Annotated in this window: 17 protein-coding genes; 13 read left to right on the top strand and 4 right to left on the bottom strand. The window is 72.2% G+C overall.

Going from position 1 to position 22,419, the window contains the following annotated elements:
* Positions 1 to 19 precede the first annotated feature (19 nt).
* Positions 20 to 1,507 carry a tRNA (N6-isopentenyl adenosine(37)-C2)-methylthiotransferase MiaB gene (gene miaB / locus DT019_RS34590; protein WP_114040988.1) on the top strand — a complete coding sequence of 496 codons (1,488 nt, stop codon included), beginning with the start codon at positions 20 to 22 and terminating at the stop codon, positions 1,505 to 1,507.
* Between the two features lie 48 nt (positions 1,508 to 1,555).
* A complete protein-coding gene (locus DT019_RS34585; protein ID WP_114040951.1) occupies positions 1,556 to 2,257 on the top strand; it encodes a class III extradiol dioxygenase subunit B-like domain-containing protein in 702 nt (233 codons plus the stop codon).
* Between the two features lie 75 nt (positions 2,258 to 2,332).
* Here DT019_RS34585 and DT019_RS34580 read toward each other — a convergent pair whose 3' ends face one another.
* Together DT019_RS34580 and DT019_RS34575 are read right to left on the bottom strand one after the other, a co-directional pair.
* Complete coding sequence (locus tag DT019_RS34580) at positions 2,333 to 2,575, bottom strand: antitoxin (protein WP_114040950.1); 243 nt, start codon at positions 2,573 to 2,575, stop codon at positions 2,333 to 2,335.
* Positions 2,576 to 2,595: 20 nt separating this feature from the next.
* Complete coding sequence (locus tag DT019_RS34575) at positions 2,596 to 2,880, bottom strand: hypothetical protein (RefSeq protein WP_114040949.1); 285 nt, start codon at positions 2,878 to 2,880, stop codon at positions 2,596 to 2,598.
* 182 nt (positions 2,881 to 3,062) lie between these two features.
* Here DT019_RS34575 and miaA point away from each other — a divergent pair, with 182 nt between their 5' ends.
* From miaA to hflX, 6 genes are all read left to right on the top strand, one after another.
* Entirely contained in the window at positions 3,063 to 4,001 is a 939-nt protein-coding gene (gene miaA / locus DT019_RS34570) for a tRNA (adenosine(37)-N6)-dimethylallyltransferase MiaA (protein ID WP_114040948.1), read from the top strand.
* A 245-nt stretch (positions 4,002 to 4,246) separates the two neighbouring features.
* Positions 4,247 to 4,678, top strand: a complete 432-nt coding sequence (locus DT019_RS34565) for a hypothetical protein (RefSeq protein WP_223279911.1) — start codon at positions 4,247 to 4,249, stop codon at positions 4,676 to 4,678.
* A gap of 64 nt (positions 4,679 to 4,742) precedes the next feature.
* Positions 4,743 to 5,606: a diaminopimelate epimerase gene (gene dapF, locus DT019_RS34560; protein ID WP_114040946.1), complete on the top strand. Its 864-nt coding sequence runs from the start codon at positions 4,743 to 4,745 to the stop codon at positions 5,604 to 5,606.
* A gap of 209 nt (positions 5,607 to 5,815) precedes the next feature.
* On the top strand, positions 5,816 to 7,900 hold the full coding sequence (locus DT019_RS34555; RefSeq protein ID WP_114040945.1) for a RelA/SpoT family protein: 2,085 nt from the start codon (positions 5,816 to 5,818) through the stop codon (positions 7,898 to 7,900).
* Positions 7,901 to 8,005: 105 nt separating this feature from the next.
* Positions 8,006 to 9,466: a M1 family metallopeptidase gene (locus DT019_RS34550; protein WP_114040944.1), complete on the top strand. Its 1,461-nt coding sequence runs from the start codon at positions 8,006 to 8,008 to the stop codon at positions 9,464 to 9,466.
* Positions 9,467 to 9,693: 227 nt separating this feature from the next.
* Positions 9,694 to 11,196: a GTPase HflX gene (hflX, locus tag DT019_RS34545; protein WP_114040943.1), complete on the top strand. Its 1,503-nt coding sequence runs from the start codon at positions 9,694 to 9,696 to the stop codon at positions 11,194 to 11,196.
* A gap of 78 nt (positions 11,197 to 11,274) precedes the next feature.
* Here the strand turns inward: hflX and DT019_RS34540 are convergent, their stop codons facing one another.
* The gene (locus DT019_RS34540; protein WP_114040942.1) at positions 11,275 to 12,438 is read right to left on the bottom strand and encodes a trypsin-like serine peptidase; all 1,164 of its coding nucleotides are present in this window, start codon (positions 12,436 to 12,438) and stop codon (positions 11,275 to 11,277) included.
* Between the two features lie 171 nt (positions 12,439 to 12,609).
* Positions 12,610 to 13,830 (bottom strand): trypsin-like serine peptidase, encoded by a 1,221-nt coding sequence (locus DT019_RS34535; protein ID WP_114040987.1) that lies wholly within the window; start codon positions 13,828 to 13,830, stop codon positions 12,610 to 12,612.
* 348 nt (positions 13,831 to 14,178) lie between these two features.
* Between DT019_RS34535 and DT019_RS34530 the strand changes: the two genes are divergently transcribed.
* From DT019_RS34530 to DT019_RS34510, 5 genes are read left to right on the top strand one after another with little or no spacing between them, the layout of a single operon-like run.
* On the top strand, positions 14,179 to 15,591 hold the full coding sequence (locus DT019_RS34530) for a diaminobutyrate--2-oxoglutarate transaminase family protein (RefSeq protein ID WP_114040941.1): 1,413 nt from the start codon (positions 14,179 to 14,181) through the stop codon (positions 15,589 to 15,591).
* A 37-nt stretch (positions 15,592 to 15,628) separates the two neighbouring features.
* Complete coding sequence (locus DT019_RS34525) at positions 15,629 to 17,497, top strand: IucA/IucC family protein (protein WP_114040940.1); 1,869 nt, start codon at positions 15,629 to 15,631, stop codon at positions 17,495 to 17,497.
* A 30-nt stretch (positions 17,498 to 17,527) separates the two neighbouring features.
* Complete coding sequence (locus tag DT019_RS34520; protein ID WP_114040939.1) at positions 17,528 to 18,412, top strand: GNAT family N-acetyltransferase; 885 nt, start codon at positions 17,528 to 17,530, stop codon at positions 18,410 to 18,412.
* A 60-nt stretch (positions 18,413 to 18,472) separates the two neighbouring features.
* Positions 18,473 to 20,398: an IucA/IucC family protein gene (locus DT019_RS34515; protein WP_411292766.1), complete on the top strand. Its 1,926-nt coding sequence runs from the start codon at positions 18,473 to 18,475 to the stop codon at positions 20,396 to 20,398.
* Between the two features lie 37 nt (positions 20,399 to 20,435).
* Positions 20,436 to 22,406, top strand: coding sequence for an ATP-dependent DNA helicase (locus DT019_RS34510; protein ID WP_114040938.1), 1,971 nt, complete (start codon positions 20,436 to 20,438; stop codon positions 22,404 to 22,406).
* Positions 22,407 to 22,419: the final 13 nt, after the last annotated feature.

The following is a 22,419-nucleotide window of genomic DNA, read 5'->3' as shown; positions in this document are numbered from 1 at the left end:
CCGTACCCTGGTGTACGAGATGAGTGCGAAGACCTACGAGGTGCGCACCTACGGGTGCCAGATGAACGTCCACGACTCCGAGCGGCTGTCCGGCCTCCTTGAGGGGGCCGGTTATGTCCGCGCGCCCGAGGGCGCCGACGGTGATGCCGATGTCGTCGTCTTCAACACCTGCGCGGTGCGGGAGAACGCCGACAACAAGCTGTACGGCAATCTCGGCAGGCTCGCCCCGATGAAGACGAAGCGGCCCGGCATGCAGATCGCCGTCGGCGGCTGCCTCGCCCAGAAGGACCGCGACACCATCGTGCAGCGGGCCCCCTGGGTCGATGTCGTCTTCGGCACGCACAACATCGGCAAGCTGCCGGTGCTCCTGGAGCGCGCCCGCATCCAGGAGGAGGCGCAGGTCGAGATCGCCGAGTCCCTGGAGGCGTTCCCGTCCACGCTGCCGACCCGCCGCGAGTCGGCGTACGCGGCCTGGGTGTCCATCTCGGTGGGCTGCAACAACACGTGCACCTTCTGCATCGTCCCGGCGCTGCGCGGCAAGGAGAAGGACCGCCGTCCCGGCGACATCCTGGCCGAGATCGAGGCGCTGGTCGCCGAGGGCGTCTCCGAGATCACGCTGCTCGGGCAGAACGTCAACGCCTACGGTTCGGACATCGGTGACCGGGAGGCCTTCAGCAAGCTGCTGCGCGCCTGCGGCACCATCGAGGGCCTGGAGCGGGTCCGCTTCACCTCGCCGCACCCGCGTGACTTCACGGACGACGTGATCGCCGCGATGGCCGAGACCCCGAACGTGATGCCGCAGCTGCACATGCCCCTGCAGTCCGGTTCGGACACAGTGCTCAAGGCGATGCGCCGCTCGTACCGGCAGGAGCGTTTCCTCGGGATCATCGAGAAGGTGCGTGCCGCCATTCCGCACGCCGCCATCTCCACCGACATCATCGTGGGCTTCCCCGGCGAGACCGAGGAGGACTTCGAGCAGACCATGCACACGGTCCGCGAGGCCCGCTTCGCGAACGCGTTCACCTTCCAGTACTCCAAGCGCCCCGGGACCCCGGCGGCGACCATGGACGGGCAGATTCCCAAGGAGGTCGTGCAGGACCGCTACATGCGCCTGTCCGCCCTTCAGGAGGAGATCTCCTGGGAGGAGAACAAGAAGCAGGTCGGTCGCGTCCTGGAGGTCATGGTCGCCGAGGGCGAGGGCCGCAAGGACGGCTCCACGCAGCGCCTCTCCGGCCGCGCCCCCGACAACCGCCTGGTGCACTTCACCAAGCCGGACGAAGAGGTGCGCCCGGGCGACGTGGTGACCGTCGAGATCACCTACGCCGCCCCGCACCACCTGCTCGCCGAGGGCCCGACGACGGCCGTACGCCGGACCCGCGCGGGCGACGCCTGGGAGAAGCGCAACGCCGCGCCCGCGCAGAAGCCCGCCGGTGTGATGCTCGGCCTGCCGTCGATCGGCGTTCCCGCGCCGCTCCCGGAGCCCACCGGCGGCTGTTCGGTGCTCTGATCCCGGACCGCAGGGCCGGGGCGCCGGAAGCGGACTAGGCTGCGGATCATGCTCGTAGCCGCCGCTGTCTGCCCCTGCCCGCCTCTTCTCGTGCCGGAGGTCGCCGCCGGTGCCGCGCCGGAACTCGACGCGGCGCGCGACGCCTGCGCCGATGCCGTCGGCGTCCTCGCCGCGTCCCGGCCCGACCTCCTGGTCGTGGTCGGCCCCGCGGAGCACGGGGGCGCCTTCCGGCAAGGGGCAGTTGGCTCGTTCGCCGGGTACGGCGTGGACGTGTCCGTACGCCTCGGGCCGGGCGAAGCCGGGGAGCAGCAGCTTCCGCTGTCGCTCACGGTGGGCGCCTGGCTCCTGGAACGGGCCGGGTGGGCGGACGCGCCCGTCGAGGGACTTGCCGTCGCCGAGACGCTGGAGCCCAAGTTCTGCATCGCCGCCGGAGAGGAACTGGCCGCCAGGGGCAGCCGGGTCGCGCTCCTCGTCATGGGCGACGGCAGCGCCTGCCGCACCCTGAAGGCGCCGGGCTACCTGGACGAGCGGGCCGCCGGCTTCGACGAGGTCGCGTCCGCGGCCCTCGGCGCCGCCGACACCGGCACCCTGATGGGCCTGGACGACAAGCTGGCGTACGAGCTGAAGGCCGCGGGACGCGCGCCCTGGCAGGTCCTCGCCGGGGCGGCCCGGGACGCGGGCCTCGCCGGACGCCTGCTTCATGAGGACGCGCCGTACGGAGTCGGCTACTTCGTCGGCGTCTGGTCCTGAAACCTGGCAGAGGGGACGAGCACACGCCGGAGGGCCGTGGAGCGGACAGCTCCACGGCCCTCCGGCACGCGTGGTTCAGGACGTGGACGCGGGCGGCGTGCCCCCGTCGTCCTTGTGGGACATGCGGTCCAGGGCTTCCTTGGCCTTTCCCGTACCTGACTGGATCTGGTCGCTGTACTTGCCCTTGGTCTTCTCGTCGACCAGCCTGGCGGCCTTCTCCAGGCCCTGGTCGATCTTGTCCCCGTGCTGCTGCGCGAGGTCGGAGACCTTGTCCCTGGCAGGGGCCAGCTTGGCTTTCAATTGCTCCAGGAAACCCATGGGGCACCTTCCCTGTGAAACTACTTCCGAGCGCTTTCGCCGGCCTCGTTGTCCGCCGCTTCCTCGGCCGACTGCTGCTTGGGGATCTCGACCCCCTCCGCCGCGGCCTCGGCGGGCTCCGCCGCCCCGGTCCGCTCGTCCGCCTCGACGTCGGAAGCCTCGGCCGCCGGGGCGTCGGCCGGGGCGTCGGTGTCGCCCTCGGTCTCCGTCTCCGGGTCCGCCGTCAGGGTGGCGGCCTTCACTTCCTCGGTCGACTCCGCGACAGCCTCGTCGGCCTTACGGCGAAACCTTGAAAAAACGCCCATATCTACTCCATAGCGTACTCGTGTGGGCGAAATCCCGTGCCAATCGGAGCGCCTCATTGCGTCGCCCGGCGGCACCGGTCAACAAACCGGCGTTCGGAACCTCGCAACAGGCAACGAACCCGGCCATGCCCCGTCACGTAGCTCGTTCGAGGAGGGGCGGGGAGGTTTGCGAGACTGTGACAGTGAGAAGTGCAGCTCCCGCACCGCGGGTCATCGCCGTCGTCGGTCCGACAGCGGCCGGAAAGTCCGATCTGGGCGTCTTCCTCGCCCAGCAGCTGGGCGGCGAGGTCGTCAACGCCGACTCCATGCAGCTCTACCGGGGGATGGACATCGGTACCGCCAAGCTGACGCTCGACGAGCGCGGCGGCGTCCCGCACCACCTCCTCGACATCTGGGACGTGACCGAACCGGCCAACGTGGCCACCTACCAGAAGCTGGCCCGCGCCGAGATCGACCGGCTGCTCGCCGAGGGGCGGACCCCGGTCCTCGTCGGCGGGTCCGGGCTCTATGTGCGCGGCGCGATCGACGTGCTGGACTTCCCCGGCACCGACCCGGCCGTACGCGCGCGCCTGGAGAGCGAACTGGACGCCGAGGGCCCCGGCGCCCTGCACCTGCGCCTCGCCGCCGCCGACCCCGAGGCGGCCCGGGCGATCCTGCCGAGCAATGGCCGCCGCATCGTCCGCGCCCTCGAGGTGATCGAGATCACCGGCCGGCCGTTCACGGCCAACCTCCCCACCCACGAGTCGGTGTACGACACCGTCCAGATCGGTGTCGATGTCGGCAGGCCGGAGCTCGACGAGCGGATCACGGTGCGCGTCGACCGGATGTGGGAAGCGGGACTGATCGACGAGGTGCGGGCGCTGGAGGAGCGCGGACTGCGCGAGGGGCGCACCGCCTCACGGGCGCTCGGCTACCAGCAGGTTCTCGCCGCGTTCGCCGGTGAGTGCACCGAGGACGAGGCGCGCGCCGAAACCGTGCGCGCCACCAAGCGCTTCGCACGCCGTCAGGACTCCTGGTTTCGACGCGACCCGCGCGTCCACTGGTTGAGCGGAGCCGCGGACCACCGGGCGGAACTCCCGCACCAGGCGCTGGCGTTGGTCGAACGAGCGGTTACAGCCTGATCACGTGATGGCATCGGGACGCTCCGCCGGTCAATGCGGCACTCTTGCGCGTGCCATCATCAAACGTCGATCGACCAGTGGAGTCCGAGTTGGGAGGGCGCGTGGCGATGGAGGCCGGCCCTCGGGACAGAGAGCAAGGATCGCGGCAGGACGCCGCGCGCCCGGGCTCGACGGATCACGGTGCGACGGTGCCGAACCCCGCGCAAGCGGAATCCGCCGAAGGGGCGGCGGACGCCGCCGGGACGATGCCCTCGGCACTCGGCTCCGGCGTGCTCGGCGCCTCGGGACTGAGCCCCGACGGGCCGGAGGACGGCTCGGTCGGAGCGGTGTCCGACGGCGGTGAGGTCGAGGTCGAGCTGCGCCCCCAGCGCCGGTTGAGGATCTGGCAGCTCGCCCCCATCGTGATGCTCGCGGCGGTCGGCTCGCTCATGTTCGCCTTCCCGCTGGCCTTCGAGTTCGGTGACGGCGGACCGGTCGTGGCCATGCTCGGACTGCTCATCAGCTGCTGCGCGGCGGGCTGGGGCATGATGGCCGCCCGCCGGGTCGGCCACACCTGGCCGGGGCTGCCCGGCAGGGGTTCCAAGGAGCGCCCGGACTGGCGCGTCCTCGCCCTGTACGTGGGTGTCGCCGGCGTGGTCGTCGCCCTCGCGATCTGGCGCGTGGCCCGGCTCCGCTGAGCCCGACCGCGGTTCGGGGCGGCCGTCCCGGCCGACTGTCGGTGCGCCCCCGTACGATTGACGCGTGAACACTTCGCCGATCGCCTTCCTCAAGGGCCACGGGACCGAGAACGACTTCGTGATCGTCCCGGACCCGGACAACACCCTCGATCTGCCCGCGTCCGCCGTCGCCAGGCTCTGCGACCGCCGGGCCGGAATCGGCGGCGACGGCCTGCTCCACGTGGTGCGCAGCGCGGCCCACCCGGAGGCGAAGGCCATGGCCGGGGAAGCCGAGTGGTTCATGGACTACCGCAACGGCGACGGTTCGATCGCCGAGATGTGCGGCAACGGGGTGCGCGTGTTCGCGGGCTATCTGCAGCGTGCCGGGCTCGTCGAAGACGGCGACCTGGCCGTCGCCACCCGGGGCGGCGTCAAGAAGGTGCACCTCGCCAAGGGCGGTGACATCACGGTCTCCATGGGACGCGCCCTGCTCCCCGAGGCCGGGGTCACGGTGAGCGTGGACGGCCGCAGCTGGCCCGCGCGCAACGTGAACATGGGCAACCCGCACGCCGTCGCCTTCGTGGCCGATCTGGACCACGCGGGCGAGCTGCGTTCGGTGCCCCCGTTCAGCCCGGCGGACGTCTACCCGGACGGTGTGAACATCGAGTTCGTCGTGGACCGCGGCCCCGGGCACGTGGCGATGCGGGTCCACGAGCGGGGTGCGGGCGAGACCCGCTCCTGCGGCACGGGCGCCTGCGCGGTCGCCGTCGCGGCCGCCCGCAGGGACGGGGCCGACCCGGCGCTCACCGGTACCCCGGCCACGTACACCGTCGACCTGCCCGGCGGCACCCTGGTCATCACCGAGTACCCGGACGGTGAGATCGAGATGACCGGGCCCGCGGTGATCGTCGCCGAGGGCGTCATCGACCCGTCGTTGCTGGCCGGCTGACCGCGCCGCGCGAGGGCGCTCGGGTCACCTTGATCGGCGCGGTCGGGATCGAAACGGCTGTGTCCCGGACCTTCGCTCGAATGGGTGATCCGGTTCACGCTGAGCGAGAGCGGGACTGCGCCACGTGGTGGGCTCGGTAGCATCAAGCACCGGTCCGGAGGGGCACGCCGGTCCCTCCACCACCGGTCGATGCTGCCGGAGGTGCCCCCATGAGTGCAGAGGCCACAAATCCTGGTGCGCAGAGCCGCCGACGCGGCCGCCCCCGGATCGACCTCCGCCGACTGGGTCGCGCGGCACTGCTCGGCCCGGTCTCCCGGGACCGGCTGCCCGACGCGATCGGCCACGTGGCCGACGCCCACCGGGCCCACCACCCCGACGCCGACCTGGCCGTGCTGCACCGGGCGTACGTGCTCGCCGAAACGTCCCACCGCGGCCAGTTCCGCAAGAGCGGCGAGCCCTACATCACGCATCCGCTCGCCGTCACGCTGATCCTCGCCGAACTGGGCGCCGAGACCACCACGTTGACCGCCTCGCTCCTCCACGACACCGTCGAGGACACCGAAGTGACGCTCGATCAGGTGCGGGCCGAGTTCGGTGAGGAAGTCACCTATCTGGTGGACGGCGTCACCAAGCTGGAGAAGGTCGACTACGGAGCCGCGGCCGAGCCGGAGACCTTCCGCAAGATGCTGGTCGCCACCGGCGACGACGTACGCGTCATGTCGATCAAGCTGGCCGACCGGCTGCACAACATGCGCACCCTCGGCGTGATGCGACCCGAGAAACAGGCCCGGATCGCCAAGGTGACCAGGGACGTTCTGATCCCGCTCGCCGAACGGCTCGGCGTCCAGGCCCTCAAGTCCGAACTGGAGGACCTGGTCTTCGCGATCCTGCACCCCGAGGAGTACGAGCGCACCAGGCTCCTGATCGCGGCCAACTCCGGCACCGTCGACCCGCTCACCGGCATCGCCGACGGGGTGCGCGGTGTGCTGCGCGAGGCCGGGATCAACGCCGAAGTCCTGATCAGGCCACGCCACTTCGTCTCCGTGCACCGGGTGCAGCTCAAGCGGGGCGAGCTGCGCGGCAGCGACTTCGGCCGACTGCTCGTCCTGGTCGCCGAGGATGCCGACTGCTACGCGGTCCTGGGCGAACTGCACACCTGTTTCACGCCGGTGGTCTCCGAGTTCAAGGACTTCATCGCGTCCCCCAAGTTCAACCTGTACCAGTCGCTCCACACGGCGGTCGTCGGCCCCGGCGGCGAGGTGGCCGAAGTCCTCATCCGTACGCACCAGATGCACAAGGTCGCCGAAGCCGGGGTCATCGCACTCGGCAACCCGTACGCGCAGGCACCGGGCGACGGGGCCCAGCAGCCGGGAGACGAACGCGAGGACCCCACGCGGCCCGGCTGGCTCTCGCGCCTCCTGGACTGGCAGCAGAACGCCCCCGACCCCGACACCTTCTGGTCCTCCCTGCGCGAGGAACTGGCGGGGGACAGCGAGATCACGGTCTTCAGCGCCGACGGCCACACCCTGGTCCTGCCGTCCGGCGCGAGCTGTGTGGACGCCGCCTACGCGCAGTACGGCGAGGATGCCCACAGCTGCATCGGGGCGCGCGTCAACGGCCGTCTGGCGACGCTCAGTACGGTCCTGAACGACGGCGACACCGTGCAGCCGCTGCTCGCCCAGGACGCCACCTCGGGCCCTTCCTCCGAGTGGCTCGACCACGCCAGGACACCCGCCGCCCGGATCGCGATCAGCGGTTGGCTCGCGGCCAACCCGGAAGGCGTCAAGGTGCCGGCCGCCGCGCCCCGGCCGCAGGTCAACGTCCCGGCCGACCGGCGCGCGGCCGCCAACGCGGTGACCGACCTGCCCGATGTGACCGTACGGCTCGCCGGTTGCTGCACCCCCGTGCCGCCCGACGAGGTCACCGGTTTCTCGGTGCGCGGGGCGGCGGTGACCGTCCACCGCGAGGAGTGTCCGGCCGTCGCCCGCATGAAGGCCCTGGGCCGCGCACCCGTGGAGGTGCGGTGGGGGGACGCCGCGGAGTGCAGGGTCACCCTGGTCGCCGAGGCCTTCGGGCGCCCCCGCCTCCTGGCCGACCTCACCGAGGCCATCGCCACCGCGGGCGCGGCCATCGTCTCCGCGACCGTGGAGCCCCCCAGCGAGCAACGGGTCCGGCACACCTACACCCTCCAACTCCCGGACGCCGCGGGTCTGCCCGCCCTCATGCGGACCATGCGCGACGTGGCGGGGGTCTACGACGTGAGCCGCGCCCAGCATCCGGCGGCCGCGGGCTGAGCCGAGGCGGTTACCGTCCGGCCTGCGCCTCCCGCCAGCCCCCGTTCGGGTGGCCTCCATGCGAGTCGGCGGACCCGCGACCCCGCGCGCTGGTAGCCGTAGGGCATGCCGCTCACCCCCCGCCCCCGTTCCCGCCGCCTGCGTGCCGTGCTGCTGGCCGCAGCCGCGGCCTCCGTAGTCGCCGCGGCCCTGCCCGCCCCGGTGCCCCTGGGAATCGGGGACCCCCTGTTCCCGACGCTGGGCAACCCCGGCTACGACGTGCTCTCGTACGACATCGGGCTCACCTATCTGGGCGACAACAGGAAACCGTTGGAGGCCGTCACCACCATCGACGCCGTGGCGACGGGCGACCTGGAGCGGATCAACCTCGACTTCGCCCGGGGCACGGTGCACGGTGTCGAGGTCAACGGGCGGCCGGCGGAGTTCGCGAGCGCCGACGAGGACCTGGTGCTCACCCCGCACAGCCCCGTCCACGCCGGCGAACCCCTGCGCATCGTCGTACGGCACACCAGCGACCCGAACGCGGCGCACGACGGCGGCTGGGTGCGGACCACCGACGGTCTGGTGATGGCCAATCAGGCCGACGCCGCCCACCGGGTCTTCCCCTGCAACGACCATCCCTCGGACAAGGCGTACTTCACCTTCCGGGTGACCGCGCCGGCGGACGTGACGGTCGTGGCCAACGGGCTGCCCACCGCGCGCGAGCGCCACGGCGGGCAGATCGTCTCCACGTACCGCAGCGGCCACCCCATGGCGACCGAGCTGGCCCAGGTGTCGATCGGGCACTCGGCGGTGCTGCACCGCGAGGGGCCGCACGGGCTGCCCGTCCGCGACGTGGTCCCGGCGGCCGACCAGGCCAAGCTGGAGCCCTGGCTGAAGAAGACGCCCGGGCAGATCGAGTGGATGGAGCGGCAGGTCGGGCGCTACCCCTTCGAGACGTACGGGGTATTGATCGCGGGCGCCGAGACCGGCTTCGAGCTCGAAACGCAGACCCTGTCCCTGTTCGAGCGGTCGCTGTTCGTCCGGCCGGCATTCCCCGAGTGGTACGTCGACTCGGTCATGGTGCACGAGCTGGCGCACCACTGGTTCGGGGACAGCGTCTCGCCGCACGGCTGGTCGGACCTCTGGCTGAACGAGGGGCACGCCACCTGGTACGAGGCGCGCTATGCCGAAGAATTCGGCAAGCGGCCGATGGAGCAGCGGATGCGGGCCGCCTACGCCCTGTCCGACGGCTGGCGCGCCGCGGGCGGCCCGCCCGCGGCGCCCCGGGCGGCCGCCCCCGGCCAGAAGATCGGCATCTTCCGTCCGGTCGTCTACGACGGCAGCGCCCTGGTGCTCTACGCGCTCCGCGAGGAGATCGGCACGAGCGCCTTCGAGCGCCTGGAGCGGCACTGGGTGCGCGACCACCGGGACGGCACCGCCTCGACCGCCGACTTCTCCGCGCTGGCCTCAGGGATCGCCGGGCGTGACCTGTCCGGGTTCTTCAAGGCGTGGCTGTACGGGGAGAAGACGCCGCCGATGCCCGGCCACCCGGACTGGCGCAGCCAGACACCGAAGAAGTCCTGACGCCGGGCGCGGGGGCGGGGCCGGCCGGGGCCCCGCCCCCGGCCGGGCAGGGCCCGAAAACCGGGGTGACGCTCCCGGAGGCCCCGTGCGACCATCGTTCACGTCGGCGGCGCGGCCGGGGCCGGACCTTCCTCCGGGAATCATTGGGGCCCATTACGCGTTGTGACCGACACAGCCGGACTCCCGCGCGGATTCCGGTCCGGAATTCCAACGACGTAAAGGATCCAATGACCTCCTCTTCATCCCCTTCCCAGGACGAGCAGAGCTTCGCGGACACGCACCGCACCGAGAGCCTTCGGGCCGATGCCCTGATGGAAGAGGACGTCGCCTGGAGCCACGAGATCGACGGAGCGCGCGACGGCGAACAGCTGGACCGCTCCGAGCGTGCCGCGCTGCGGCGCGTGGCGGGCCTCTCCACCGAGCTCGAGGACGTCACCGAGGTCGAGTACCGGCAGCTGCGCCTGGAGCGTGTGGTGCTGGTCGGCGTATGGACCACGGGGACGCTCAAGGACGCGGAGAACTCGCTGGCGGAGCTCGCGGCCCTCGCCGAGACGGCGGGCGCCCTGGTGCTCGACGGCGTCTACCAGCGCCGTGACAAGCCCGACCCGGCCACCTACATCGGCTCCGGCAAGGCGCAGGAGCTGCGGGACATCGTGCTCGAGACCGGCGCGGACACCGTGGTCTGCGACGGTGAGCTGAGCCCGGGCCAGCTGATCCACCTCGAAGACGTCGTCAAGGTCAAGGTGGTCGACCGGACCGCGCTGATCCTCGACATCTTCGCCCAGCACGCCAAGTCCCGTGAGGGCAAGGCGCAGGTCTCGCTGGCGCAGATGCAGTACATGCTGCCGCGCCTGCGCGGCTGGGGTCAGTCGCTGTCGCGTCAGATGGGCGGCGGCGGGTCCAGCGGTGGCGGCGGCATGGCCACCCGTGGTCCCGGTGAGACCAAGATCGAGACCGACCGTCGGCGGATCCGCGAGAAGATGGCGAAGATGCGCCGTGAGATCGCGGAGATGAAGACCGGCCGCGAGATCAAGCGCCAGGAGCGCCGCCGCAACAAGGTGCCCTCGGTCGCCATCGCCGGGTACACCAACGCCGGAAAGTCCTCGCTGCTCAACCGCCTCACGGGCGCGGGCGTGCTGGTGGAGAACGCGCTGTTCGCCACCCTCGACCCGACCGTGCGCCGGGCCGAGACGCCCAGCGGGCGGCTGTACACGCTGGCCGACACCGTCGGCTTCGTACGGCATCTGCCGCACCACCTCGTCGAAGCGTTCCGCTCCACCATGGAGGAGGTCGGTGACTCCGATCTGATCCTGCACGTGGTGGACGGCGCGCACCCCGATCCCGAGGAGCAGCTGGCGGCCGTGCGCGAGGTCATCCGCGATGTGGGCGCGGTCGACGTGCCCGAGATCGTGGTGATCAACAAGGCGGACGCGGCGGACCCGCTGGTGCTCCAGCGGCTGCTGCGGATCGAGCGGCACTCCATCGCCGTCTCGGCCCGCACCGGCGAAGGCATCGAGGAGCTGCTCGCGCTCATCGACAGCGAACTGCCGCGCCCCGAGATCGAGATCGAGGCGCTGGTGCCGTACACGCACGGACAGCTGGTCGCCCGGGCGCACGCCGAGGGCGAGGTGATCTCCGAGGAGCACGTGGCGGAGGGCACCGTGCTCAAGGCCCGGGTGCACGAGGTGCTCGCCGCCGAGCTCGCTCCCTATGTGCCGGCCGCGCACTGACGGAACGCACCGCCGCTGAACGTACGACACAGGGCCCGCCCCCTCTCCGGAGGGGGCGGGCCCTGTGGGCGTCCGGGATTACTGGCCGCCGTACTTCGCGCTCATCGAGTCGAAGAGCGCCTTCGCGCCCGCGCCGAGCTGCGGGCCCGCCAGCCAGCCCGAAGTGACCGGGCCGATCGAGGTGTTGGAGACCAGCTGTGACGTGCCGTCGGGGCCGTTCATGAACCAGCCGCCGCCGGAGGAGCCGCCCGTCATGGTGCAGCCGATCCGGTACATCGGGGGAGTGCCGGGGCTGATGGACAGCTGGCCGGGACGGTCGACGCACTTGAACATCTGCAGACCGTCGTACGGCGGGGCCGCCGGATAGCCCCAGGCGCCCATCGCGCCCACGGAGTGGGCCTGCGGGGCCGAGAAGTTGACCGTCAGTGCGTTGCCGACCGTCTCCTCGAGGGACTTCGAGCCGTTCTGCGGCTTCACGTGCAGCACCGCGTAGTCGTACGGGGCGCCGGTGCCGCCGGTCGGGCCGCCGTCCTTGATCCACTCGCCGGAGGTCGAGGCCCAGTCGGCCCAGTAGACGCCGTAGGGCGCGACTTCCTGCGGCTGCGCGTTGTTCAGCGCGGCGGCCGACTTGCCCTGGTCGTTGTACGAGGGCACGAAGGCGATGTTGCGGTACCAGCCGCCGGAGCCGCCCTGGTGGACGCAGTGGCCCGCGGTCCACACCATGTTGGACCTGCCGGGGTGCGCCGGGTCCTTCACGACGGTGCCCGAGCACACCATGGGGCCCTCGGGGGAGTCGAAGAACACCTTGCCGACCGGGGCCGCGAACTTGTGGTAGGGCAGCTTCTCCTGGACGGCCCTGACGGGCGCCGGCTCGGGGTCGGAGATGCCCGTACCGCCGTTGACGTCACCGGCGGCCATGGTCTTCTGCGGGTCCTTGGCGGACTTCATCCGGTCGGGCTTCCACAAGCCGTCGATCACCGGGTTGACGAAGTCCTTGGCCTCACGAAGCCACTTGTCCTTGTCCCAGTTCTTCCATCCGCCGTCCTTCCACTTGGTGAGGTCGACCCCGTGCTTCTTGAGGGTGTCGGCCAGGGAGGCGGAAGAGGCGGGGTCGGCCTGGGCCGAGTTGGAGGCGGACGGCTTGCTGTCCGCGTCGTTCCCGCCCGGACCGCACGCGGTGGCGGTCAGCGCGAGAGCCGCGGCGAGGCCGGAAGCGGCCAGCAACGGACGTATGGATCGCATGAAAACGATTCCCCCTGATGAGCCTGCCCGTCGAGAGCAGGTTTTGCCATGTACTTGTCAGTACGGTGGGCGGGTCTCTGCCCGTCCGCCACCGTGCAGCCCCCTACTATGCCTGCTCGGCACGGGGGGTACGAACGGGGGCCCCGGCGTTCACAGGACCCCCGCAAAGCACTACTGCCCGGCGTACTTGGTGCTCACCGAGTCGTAGACACCCTTGGCCTCCTTGCCGAGCCGCGGCCCGGCCAGCCAGCCCGCCGTGACCGGGCCGATGGAGGTGTTGGAGACGAGCGACGGCTTGCCGTCCGAGCCGGTGGCGATCCAGCCGCCGCCGGAGGAGCCGCCGGTCATGGTGCAGCCGATGCGGTACATCGTCGGCAGACTCGCGTCGAGGGACAGCCGGCCCGGCCTGTCCTTGCACTGGTACAGCTTCTGGCCGTCGTAAGGCGGCGCGGCCGGGAAGCCGTTGGCCGTCATGGCGCTGATCCTCGGCACGGCCGGGGCGTCGAAGTCCACCGCGAGCGCCCCGCCGACCGTCTCCTCCAGGGACTTGCCGTTGGAGCCCTTCTCCGGCGTCACGTGCAGCACCGCGAAGTCGTACGGAGCGCCCTGGCCGCCGGTCGGGCCGCCTCCCTCGATCCACTGCTGCGAGGTCTGCGCCCAGTCCGCCCAGTAGACGCCGTACGGGGCGATCTGCTGCTTGGTGGCCTTCTGCAGCTGAGCCATCGGCAGGTTGGAGTTGTTGTACGAGGGGACGAAGGCGATGTTGCGGTACCAGCCGCCCTTGGCGCCCGCGTGCACGCAGTGGCCCGCGGTCCACACCATGTTGGACTTGCCGGGGTGCGCCGGGTCCTTCACGACTGTGGCGGAGCACACCATCGAGCCCTCGGGGCTGTCGAAGAACAGCTTGCCCAGCTCCGGCAGGCTCTGGTGGTACGGAGCCTTCACCGCGGCGGCCCTGACGGGCAGCGGCGTCTGGTCCGTGACGCCCTTGTCGCCGGAGATGTCATTGGGGACGGCCTTCTCCGGGGGCTTGTCCGCCTTGCGCATCCGGTCCGGGTCCCACAGGTCCTGGATGATCGGGTTGACGTAGTCCTTGGCCTCGCGCAGCCACTTGGCGCGGTCCCAGTTGTGCCACTCGCCGTTCTTCCACTTGTCCGGGTCGATCCCGTGCTTCTTGAGCTGGTCCTTGACGTCGTCCGGGATCTGGAGCCCGCCGCTGTCGCCGGTGGCCGCGGCGGTCGGCTTGGCGTCTGCGGTGGAGTCGCCGGGCCCGCACGCGGTGGCGGTCAGCGCCAGCGCGGCCGTGAGGCCGAGGGCGGCGAGCACGGAGGAGGCCCCGCGCGGCGTTCTCCTCCCCGTGCGCTCGGCGCTGGACGGGCGTGTCGGTCGCATCTCGCATTCCCCCTGGAACTTCGTCATCAAAGCGTTTTCGTCTTCCGAGCTCGTGAACGCGCTCGTGAACCGCGGCGCCGTGGGCCGGTGCCGTCGGTGCGGCCCCCACTATGCCGGTGCCGAGGGGGACGGTGCGCGGCAGGGCCGCGGTTCCGTCCCGCCGGGACCCCGGGCCCGCCCTGGTAAGGCGAACCTTGCCTGAAGCCAAGGAACTTGGTGTCAGGCCGTGATCCCGCGGTGCCGGCGTCGTTGGTACGTACGGGGGACATCAGGTCAGCGTTCAGCGTGGGAGTACGCACCGCGCAACGGACGCGATACGGAACCGTCACAGCGGGAGGACCAGCAGTCGTGGCCGTGACCGAACCAGCTCCGGCGGCGCCGCTCAGCACCCCGGAGGGCATTCTGCGCAGGCAGTCCCTCAGGGAGTCGGCGGCGCGCACCTATGCCCGCTCGCTGCCCATCGTGCCGGTGCGGGCGCGCGGGCTGACGATCGAGGGCGCGGACGGACGGCGCTATCTCGACTGCCTCTCGGGCGCCGGAACACTGGCCCTCGGGCACAACCACCCCGTGGTCCTCGAAGCGATCCGCAAGGTCCTCGACTCGGGGGCGCCGCTGCACGTCCTCGATCTCGCGACGCCGGTCAAGGACGCCTTCACCACCGAGCTGTTCGCCACCCTGCCGCGCGAACTCGCCGAGCACGGACGGATCCAGTTCTGCGGGCCGGCCGGCACGGACGCGGTGGAGGCCGCCCTGAAACTGGTCCGCGTCGCGACCGGCCGCACCGGGATGCTCGCCTTCACCGGCGCCTACCACGGCATGACCGCGGGAGCCCTCGCCGTCTCCGGCGGCGGCCGGGACGACGGGGTGACCCGGCTGCCCTATCCGCAGAACTACCGCTGCCCGTTCGGGATCGGCGGCGAACGCGGGGCCGAGACCGCCGCCCGCTGGACCGAGAACCTCCTGGACGACCCCAAGGGCGGGATCCCCGCCCCCGCCGGAATGATCCTCGAACCGGTGCAGGGCGAGGGCGGGGTGGTCCCGGCGCCGGACACCTGGATGCGCCGCATGCGCGAGATCACCGCGAGCCGCTCCATCCCGCTGATCGCCGACGAGGTGCAGACGGGCGTCGGACGGACCGGGGCCTTCTGGGCGGTCGAGCACAGCGGGGTGGTGCCCGACGTCATGGTGCTCTCCAAGGCCATCGGCGGCTCGCTGCCCCTGGCCGTGATCGTCTACCGGGACGGCCTCGACGCCTGGGGACCGGGCGCGCACGCCGGGACGTTCCGCGGCAACCAGCTCGCCATGGCGGCGGGCGCGGCCACCCTCGCCTTCGTCCGTGAGAACCGGCTGGCCGACCGCGCGGCCGTGCTCGGCGCCCGGATGCTCGGCCAGTTGCAGGGCCTCGCCGCCGATCACCCCTGCATCGGCGACGTACGCGGCCGGGGACTGATGATCGGCGTCGAGCTCGTCGACCCGGAGCGCGAGGACCTCACCACCGGAAACCCGCCGCCGCCCGCGCCCGCCCTCGCCTCGGCCGTGCAGCAGGAGTGCCTGCGGCGCGGCCTCATCGTCGAACTCGGCGGGCGCCACTCCGGCGTCGTACGGCTGCTGCCCCCGCTCACCCTCACCGACGAACAGGCCGTGGCCGTCCTCGACCGGCTCGCCGACGCGCTGGCCGCCGCCGCGCGCTCCGCGCAGCCGGGCGCACGCCCCGGGACCGCCGCCGCGCACCACCGGGCCGAGACCGGGCCGTCCCACTGACCCAGGACCACCCCACGAGCTCCCAAGGAAGACCGCCGTGAACCCCACTCCCGCATCCGACGCGCACGAGGCCGACGGCCCTGTCACCGCCCACCGCGGCCCGCTGGTGGCCGAGCCGACGACGGTGCCGCGCCAGAAGGCCGGGATCCACGGCGAACGACTGACCGCCCGCCTCGACCCGGACCCCCTGGACGCGGCCGACCCGCGCACCGCCGCCGAAGCGGCCGCCGTCGAGAACCTGCTGCGCTGCTGGGTGCGGGAGAACGACCTGGCCGCGCCGGACGGCCCGGTGCTGCGCATCCCGCTCCCCGCCAGCGGCACCGCCCTGCTCGTGCCGGTGCCGTACTGGTCGGCCACCGGCTGGCACCGCTTCGGCCGGCCCGCCCTGGAAGGCGGCTCCGCCGGAGCGCCGCCCGCCGACGCCGTCACCGTCGCCGCCCTGCTCGGCCGCGAGGCGGGCCAGAGCGAGGGCGCCGACCTCGTGGGACGCGTCGCCGACTCGGTGCGCCGCACCGCCGACTTCATCGCCGACCGGCGCACCCGCCCCGGCCCCCGGGAGACGGCCGATCTCTTCCTCACCGCGGAACAGTCCCTCCTCCTGGGGCACCCGCTGCACCCCACTCCCAAGAGCCGCGAGGGCCTCTCGGAGAGCGAAGTGCGCCGCTACTCGCCCGAGTTGCACGGCTCCTTCCCGTTGCACTGGATGGCCGTCGACCCCTCGGTGCTGGCCGCCGACTCGGCGTGGACCGAGGGCGGCCGCACCGTCGCCGCCGGAGCGCTGACCCAGCGGTTCGCGGAGGGTCTGCAACTCCCGCCCGGCACCGTCGCGTTGCCCCTCCACCCCTGGCAGGCCCGCGACGTCGTCCAGCGCCCGGCCGTCGCGGCCCTCCTCGCCGCCGGACTCCTGCACGACCTGGGCCCCCACGGCGACGACTGGCACCCCACGTCGTCGGTCCGCACCGTCCACCGCCCCGGCGCCGACGCCATGCTCAAGCTGTCGCTCGGTGTACGCATCACCAACTCCCGCCGCGAGAACCTCCGCAAGGAACTGCACCGGGGCGTGGAGGTCCACCGGCTGCTGCGGGCGGGCCTCGGGGAGGAGTGGCAGTCCGCTCATCCCTGCTTCGACATCGTCCGCGACCCCGCCTGGCTCGCCGTCGACACCCCGGAGGGCGAACCGGTTCCGGGGCTCGACGTCGTGGTCCGCCACAACCCCTTCACCACCACCGACGACGCCGTCTGCATCGCCGCGCTCACCGCCCCGCGCCCCCTGCCGGGCCGACCCGGGACGCATTCGCGCCTGGCGGATCTCGTGGGCCGGCTCGCCGCCCGCACTGGCCGGCCCACCACGGCCGTGTCCGCCGAGTGGTTCCTGCGCTACCTCGACCAGGTCGTACGCCCGCTGCTCTGGCTGGACGGCACGGCGGGCATCGCCCTGGAGGCCCACCAGCAGAACACCATCGTCCTGCTCGACCCCAACGGCTGGCCCGTGGGCGGCCGTTACCGCGACAACCAGGGCTACTACTTCCGCGAGTCGCACCGCGCGGCACTGGAGCGGCGGCTGCCCGGCATCGGCGCAACCAGCGACACCTTCGTGGCCGACGCCGTCACCGACGAGCGCTTCGCCTACTACCTCGGCATCAACAACGTCCTCGGCCTCGTCGGAGCCTTCGGCGCCCAGCACCTCGCCGACGAACGCGTACTCCTCGCCGCCCTGCGCCAGTTCCTCACCAAGGCCGCCGGCCTCGGCTCACCCCTGCCCGCCCAGTTGCTGGACAGCGCCACGCTGCGCTGCAAGGCCAACCTGCTGACCCGGCTGCACGGCCTCGACGAACTCGTCGGCCCGGTCGACACCCAGTCCGTCTACGTCACCATCGCCAACCCCCTCCACACCGACGGAACTTGACCCTTACGAACTGCTGAGAGGAGCGTCGCCGTGCCTCCCACCGATGCGAGCACCGACGCCGGCACCGGCCCGGCCCCCCAACCGGGGGAGGCGGCCGAGGACACCCTGGACCTGAAGCTGCCCGGCGAACTGGTCGCCCTGTTCCGCGACCCGGCCGCCGGTCCGGGCGGTCCGGGCACCGGCGGGTCCGGCCGCGTCGGCGGGCAGGGCGTCGCCGCGGCTCCGGCGGACCCGGCGGTCCCGCACCCGACCGCGGCGCCCCTCCCGGCCGATGGCCCACGCCCCGGCGACGACCCCTCGGCGCCGCCGGACGGCGGCGCCCGGTGGGCGCATCCCGTCGCGGAGGACCTGCTCGATTCCCCCGGCGACTGGGCGCCCGCCGCCACCCCCCTCGGAGCGTTCCGCCTGGTCCCCGTACGTCTCGACCGCGACCTGACCCTCCTCACCCAGTGGATGAACGACCCGGCCGTGGCCGCCTTCTGGGACCTGGCGGGCCCCGCCTCGGTCACCGCCGCCCATGTGCGGGGCCAACTGGACGGCGACGGCCGCAGCGTGCCCTGCCTGGGCGTTCTCGGCGCCACCCCCATGAGCTACTGGGAGATCTACCGGGCGGACCTGGACCCGCTGGCCCGCCACTATCCGGCCCGCCCGCACGACACCGGGATCCATCTGCTCATCGGCGGCGTCGCCGACCGCGGACGAGGTGTCGGGACCACCCTGCTCAGGGCCGTCGCCGACCTGGTCATCGACAACCGCCCGCACTGCCCCCGTGTGATCGCCGAACCCGATCTGCGCAACACCCCCTCCATCTCCGCGTTCCTCAGCGCCGGCTTCCGTTTCCACGCGGAGGTCGACCTGCCCGACAAGCGAGCCGCCCTGATGGTCCGCGACCGCGCGCTCAGGAACCTGCTGTGAACGCCCCGCCGCTCCGCCCGCACCCCTTACCCCGAATCGGTTCCACTCCGAGGAGTCTCCGTGCCGAACCCTCCTTCCCCCCATGACTCCCGCGGCCTTCCCGACCCCGAGGCCCTGCCCGGGCTGCTGGCCCCGCCCGAGCTGAACCGCGAGGCCTGGGACCGTGCGGCACGCCTCCTCCTGGCGAAGATGATCGGCGCCTTCGCCTACGAGGACATCGTGCAACCAACGGTAGGTCCCGCCACTGACAACGCCGGTCCGGACGGCAAAGGCGCAGGTCAGTACGGATTCACGTTGGACGACGGCAGCACCTTGACCTTCCTGGCCCGGCGCGGCGCCTACGGCGGCTGGCGGGTGCAGCCCGACTCCGTACGGCTCGTCGAGCCGAGCCCCCCGCCCGCCCAGGAGCCCGGCGCCCCGGACGCGTCCGGCCCGCTCCCGCCCCGGGGCCGGCCCTTCGGCGACCCGGTCCGCTTCCTCGCCCTCGCCCGCCGGACCCTCGGCGTGGACGGCGCCACCTTCGGCCACCTCGTACGGGAGCTCACCGCCACCCTGGCCGCGGACACCCGACTGCACACCACCGCCCTGTCGGCGGCCCAGCTCGCCGACCTGGGCTACGCGGAGCTGGAGGGCCACCAGACCGGCCACCCCTGGCTGGTGCTCAACAAGGGCCGGCTCGGCTTCTCCGCGGACGACGCCGCACGCTGGAGCCCGGAAGCCCGCACCCCGGCCAGGCTGCCCTGGATCGCGGTGCGCACCGACCTCGCCACCTACCGGGGCGTCCAGACCCTGGCCACGCCGGAGCGGCTCTACGCCCGCGAGCTCGACGCCACCGTCCGCGACGCCTTCGCCGCCGCGCTGCGGGCCCGGGGCCTGGATCCGGCGGCGTACCTCTATCTGCCCGTCCACCCCTGGCAGTGGACCGAAATGATCCTTCCGCTCTTCGCCCCGGCCGTCGCCGACAACGCCGTGGTGCCGCTCCCCACCGACGGCGACGTACGGCTCGCGCAGCAGTCCATCCGCACCTTCCTCAACCTCTCGCGGCCCGAGCGCCACACGGTGAAGCTCCCGCTGTCGATCCTGAACACCCTGGTCTGGCGGGGCCTGCCCACCGAGCGCACCGTCGCCGCGCCCGCCGTCACCACCTGGGTGCAGGGCCTGTGCGAGACGGACCCCTTCCTGCGGGACGAATGCCGGGTGATCCTCCTCGGCGAGGTCGCCTCGGTCGCCGTGGAGCACCCGCTGTACGACCGCATCGGAGAAGTGCCCTACCAGTACAAGGAGTTGCTGGGCGCGATCTGGCGCGAGCCGCTGCTGCCGCGGCTCGCCGCGGGCGAACGGGCCCGCACCCTCGCCGCGTTGCTGCACACCGACCCCGACGGCCGTGCCTTCACCGCCGAGCTCGTCGCCCGCTCCGGGCTCGCGCCCCGGGTGTGGCTGCGCCGGCTGTTCAACGCCATGCTGCCGCCGCTGCTCCACTTCCTCTACCGCTACGGAACGGTCTTCTCGCCGCACGGCGAGAACGCCATCGTCGTCTTCGACGAGCAGGACGTGCCCGTACGCCTGGCGATCAAGGACTTCGTCGACGACATCAACGTGAGCGCCGAGCACCTTCCCGAGCACGACTCGATGCCCGAGGACGTACGGAACATCCTGCTCACCGAGGCGCCCTCCTTCCTCACCCAGTTCATCCACTCGGGCCTCTTCGTGGGGGTCTACCGCTTCCTGGCGCCGCTGTGCGAGGACCAACTGGGCGTCGCCGAGGCCGACTTCTGGGCGCTGGTGCGCGAGGAGATCCTGCGGCACCAGGCGCGCTTCCCCCACGAGAAGGACCGCTACGAGACGTTCGATCTGCTCACGCCCCGGATCGACCGGCTCTGCCTCAACCGCAACCGGCTGCACACCGACGGCTACCGGGACCGCTCCGAGCGGCCGCACGCCGCCGTTCACGGCACCGTGGCGAACCCCCTCGCACCGGCGGAGTGATCGGATTGTCAGTGGCGAGCCTTAGGGTGGTCTGGCTATGACAAAGCCTTCACTCCCCGAGCTCCTGCACGCCGCCGTCACCGCCGTCGGCGGCGTGGAGCGGCCTGGCCAGGTCACCATGGCCACGGCTGTCGCCGACGCCGTCGACGACAGCTCCCACCTGCTGGTCCAGGCCGGGACGGGCACCGGAAAGTCCCTCGGCTACCTGGTGCCGGCCCTGGCGCACGGGGAGCGCGTCGTGATCGCCACGGCCACGCTGGCGCTCCAGCGGCAGCTCGTCGAGCGCGACCTGCCCCGCACCGTGGAGGCGCTGCATCCGCTGCTGCGCAGACGCCCGCAGTTCGCCATGCTGAAGGGCCGCTCCAATTACCTGTGCCTGCACCGCCTGCACGAGGGCGCGCCGCAGGACGAGGAGGAGGGGCTCTTCGACCAGTTCGAGGCGGCCACCCCCACCAGCAAGCTCGGCCAGGACCTGCTCAGGATGCGGGACTGGGCGGACGAGACCGAGACCGGCGACCGCGACGACCTGACCCCGGGCGTCTCGGACAAGGCGTGGGCACAGGCCTCGGTGTCCTCCCGCGAATGCCTGGGCGCCACGAAGTGCGCGTACGGGGCGGAGTGCTTCGCGGAGATGGCCCGCGAGCGCGCCAAGCTCTCCGACGTCGTCGTCACCAACCACGCCCTGCTCGCCATCGACGCGATCGAGGGCGCCCCGGTGCTGCCGCAGCACGAGGTGCTGATCGTCGACGAGGCCCATGAGCTGGTCTCCCGGGTCACCGGCGTCGCCACCGGCGAGCTCACCCCCGGCCAGGTCAACCGGGCCGTGCGGCGCAGCGCCAAGCTGGTCAACGAGAAGGTGGCCGACGGGCTCCAGACGGCCGCCGAGGGGTTCGAGCGGGTGATGGAGCTGGCCCTGCCGGGCCGCCTCGAGGAGATCCCGGAGGACCTGGGCTACGCGCTGATGGCGCTGCGCGACGCCGCCCGCGAGGTGGTCTCCGCGCTCGGCTCCACCCGCGACAAGTCCGTCCAGGACGAGGACGCGGTGCGCAAGCAGGCCCTCGCCATGGTGGAGACGGTGCACAGCGTGGCGGAGCGCATCACCAACGGCTCCGAGTGGGACGTCGTCTGGTACGAGCGCCACGACCGCTTCGGCGCGTCCCTGCGGGTCGCCCCGCTGTCGGTGTCGGGCCTGCTCAGGGAGAAGCTCTTCACGGACCGCTCGGTGATTCTGACGTCGGCGACGCTCAAGCTGGGCGGGGACTTCAACGGCGTGGGCGCCTCCCTCGGGCTCTCCCCGGAGGGCACCCCCGGCGAGGACGTCCCGCAGTGGAAGGGCCTGGACGTCGGCTCGCCCTTCGACTATCCCAAGCAGGGCATCCTCTATGTCGCCAAGCATCTGGCCACGCCGGGCCGGGAGGGTTCGCGCGGCGACATGATGGACGAGCTGGCCGAGCTGGTGGAGGCGGCCGGCGGCCGCACCCTCGGCCTGTTCTCCTCGATGCGGGCGGCCCAGGCCGCCGCCGAGGAGCTGCGCGGGCGCCTGGACAACCCGATCCTGCTCCAGGGCGAGGAGACGCTGGGCGAGCTGATCAAGTCCTTCGCCGCGGATCCGGAGACCTGCCTGTTCGGCACGCTGTCGCTGTGGCAGGGCGTCGACGTGCCCGGGCCGAGCTGCCAGCTGGTGATCATGGACCGGATCCCGTTCCCGCGTCCCGACGATCCGCTGATGAGCGCCCGCCAGAAGGCGGTGGAGGAGGGCGGCGGCAATGGCTTCATGGCCGTGGCGGCCACGCATGCCGCGCTCCTGATGGCCCAGGGCGCGGGTCGTCTCGTACGGGCGACGGGCGACCGGGGTGTGGTCGCGGTGCTCGATCCCCGGCTGGCCAACGCCCGCTACGGCAGCTATCTGCGAGCCTCACTGCCCGACTTCTGGTACACCACGGACCGTAACCAGGCGCGTCGTTCGCTCGCGGCCATCGACGCGGCGGCCAAGGCCGACGGCAAGTAGGCCGGTGCTCCGC

This window comes from Streptomyces sp. SDr-06, assembly GCF_003324565.1.
Taxonomy (GTDB): domain Bacteria; phylum Actinomycetota; class Actinomycetes; order Streptomycetales; family Streptomycetaceae; genus Streptomyces.
The sequence above is the reverse complement of the archived record's forward strand: the minus strand, read 5'-3'. Positions and strand labels throughout refer to the sequence as shown.

Bases quoted from the DNA above. Each gene is read 5' to 3' on its own strand.
- miaB (WP_114040988.1), top strand. From the start codon at position 20: ATGAGTGCGAAGACCTACGAGGTGCGCACCTACGGGTGCCAGATGAAC.
- DT019_RS34585 (WP_114040951.1), top strand. From the start codon at position 1,556: ATGCTCGTAGCCGCCGCTGTCTGCCCCTGCCCGCCTCTTCTCGTGCCG.
- DT019_RS34580 (WP_114040950.1), bottom strand. From the start codon at position 2,575: ATGGGTTTCCTGGAGCAATTGAAAGCCAAGCTGGCCCCTGCCAGGGAC.
- DT019_RS34575 (WP_114040949.1), bottom strand. From the start codon at position 2,880: ATGGGCGTTTTTTCAAGGTTTCGCCGTAAGGCCGACGAGGCTGTCGCG.
- DT019_RS34565 (WP_223279911.1), top strand. From the start codon at position 4,247: ATGCCCTCGGCACTCGGCTCCGGCGTGCTCGGCGCCTCGGGACTGAGC.
- DT019_RS34555 (WP_114040945.1), top strand. From the start codon at position 5,816: ATGAGTGCAGAGGCCACAAATCCTGGTGCGCAGAGCCGCCGACGCGGC.
- DT019_RS34550 (WP_114040944.1), top strand. From the start codon at position 8,006: ATGCCGCTCACCCCCCGCCCCCGTTCCCGCCGCCTGCGTGCCGTGCTG.
- hflX (WP_114040943.1), top strand. From the start codon at position 9,694: ATGACCTCCTCTTCATCCCCTTCCCAGGACGAGCAGAGCTTCGCGGAC.
- DT019_RS34540 (WP_114040942.1), bottom strand. From the start codon at position 12,438: ATGCGATCCATACGTCCGTTGCTGGCCGCTTCCGGCCTCGCCGCGGCT.
- DT019_RS34535 (WP_114040987.1), bottom strand. From the start codon at position 13,830: ATGCGACCGACACGCCCGTCCAGCGCCGAGCGCACGGGGAGGAGAACG.
- DT019_RS34510 (WP_114040938.1), top strand. From the start codon at position 20,436: ATGACAAAGCCTTCACTCCCCGAGCTCCTGCACGCCGCCGTCACCGCC.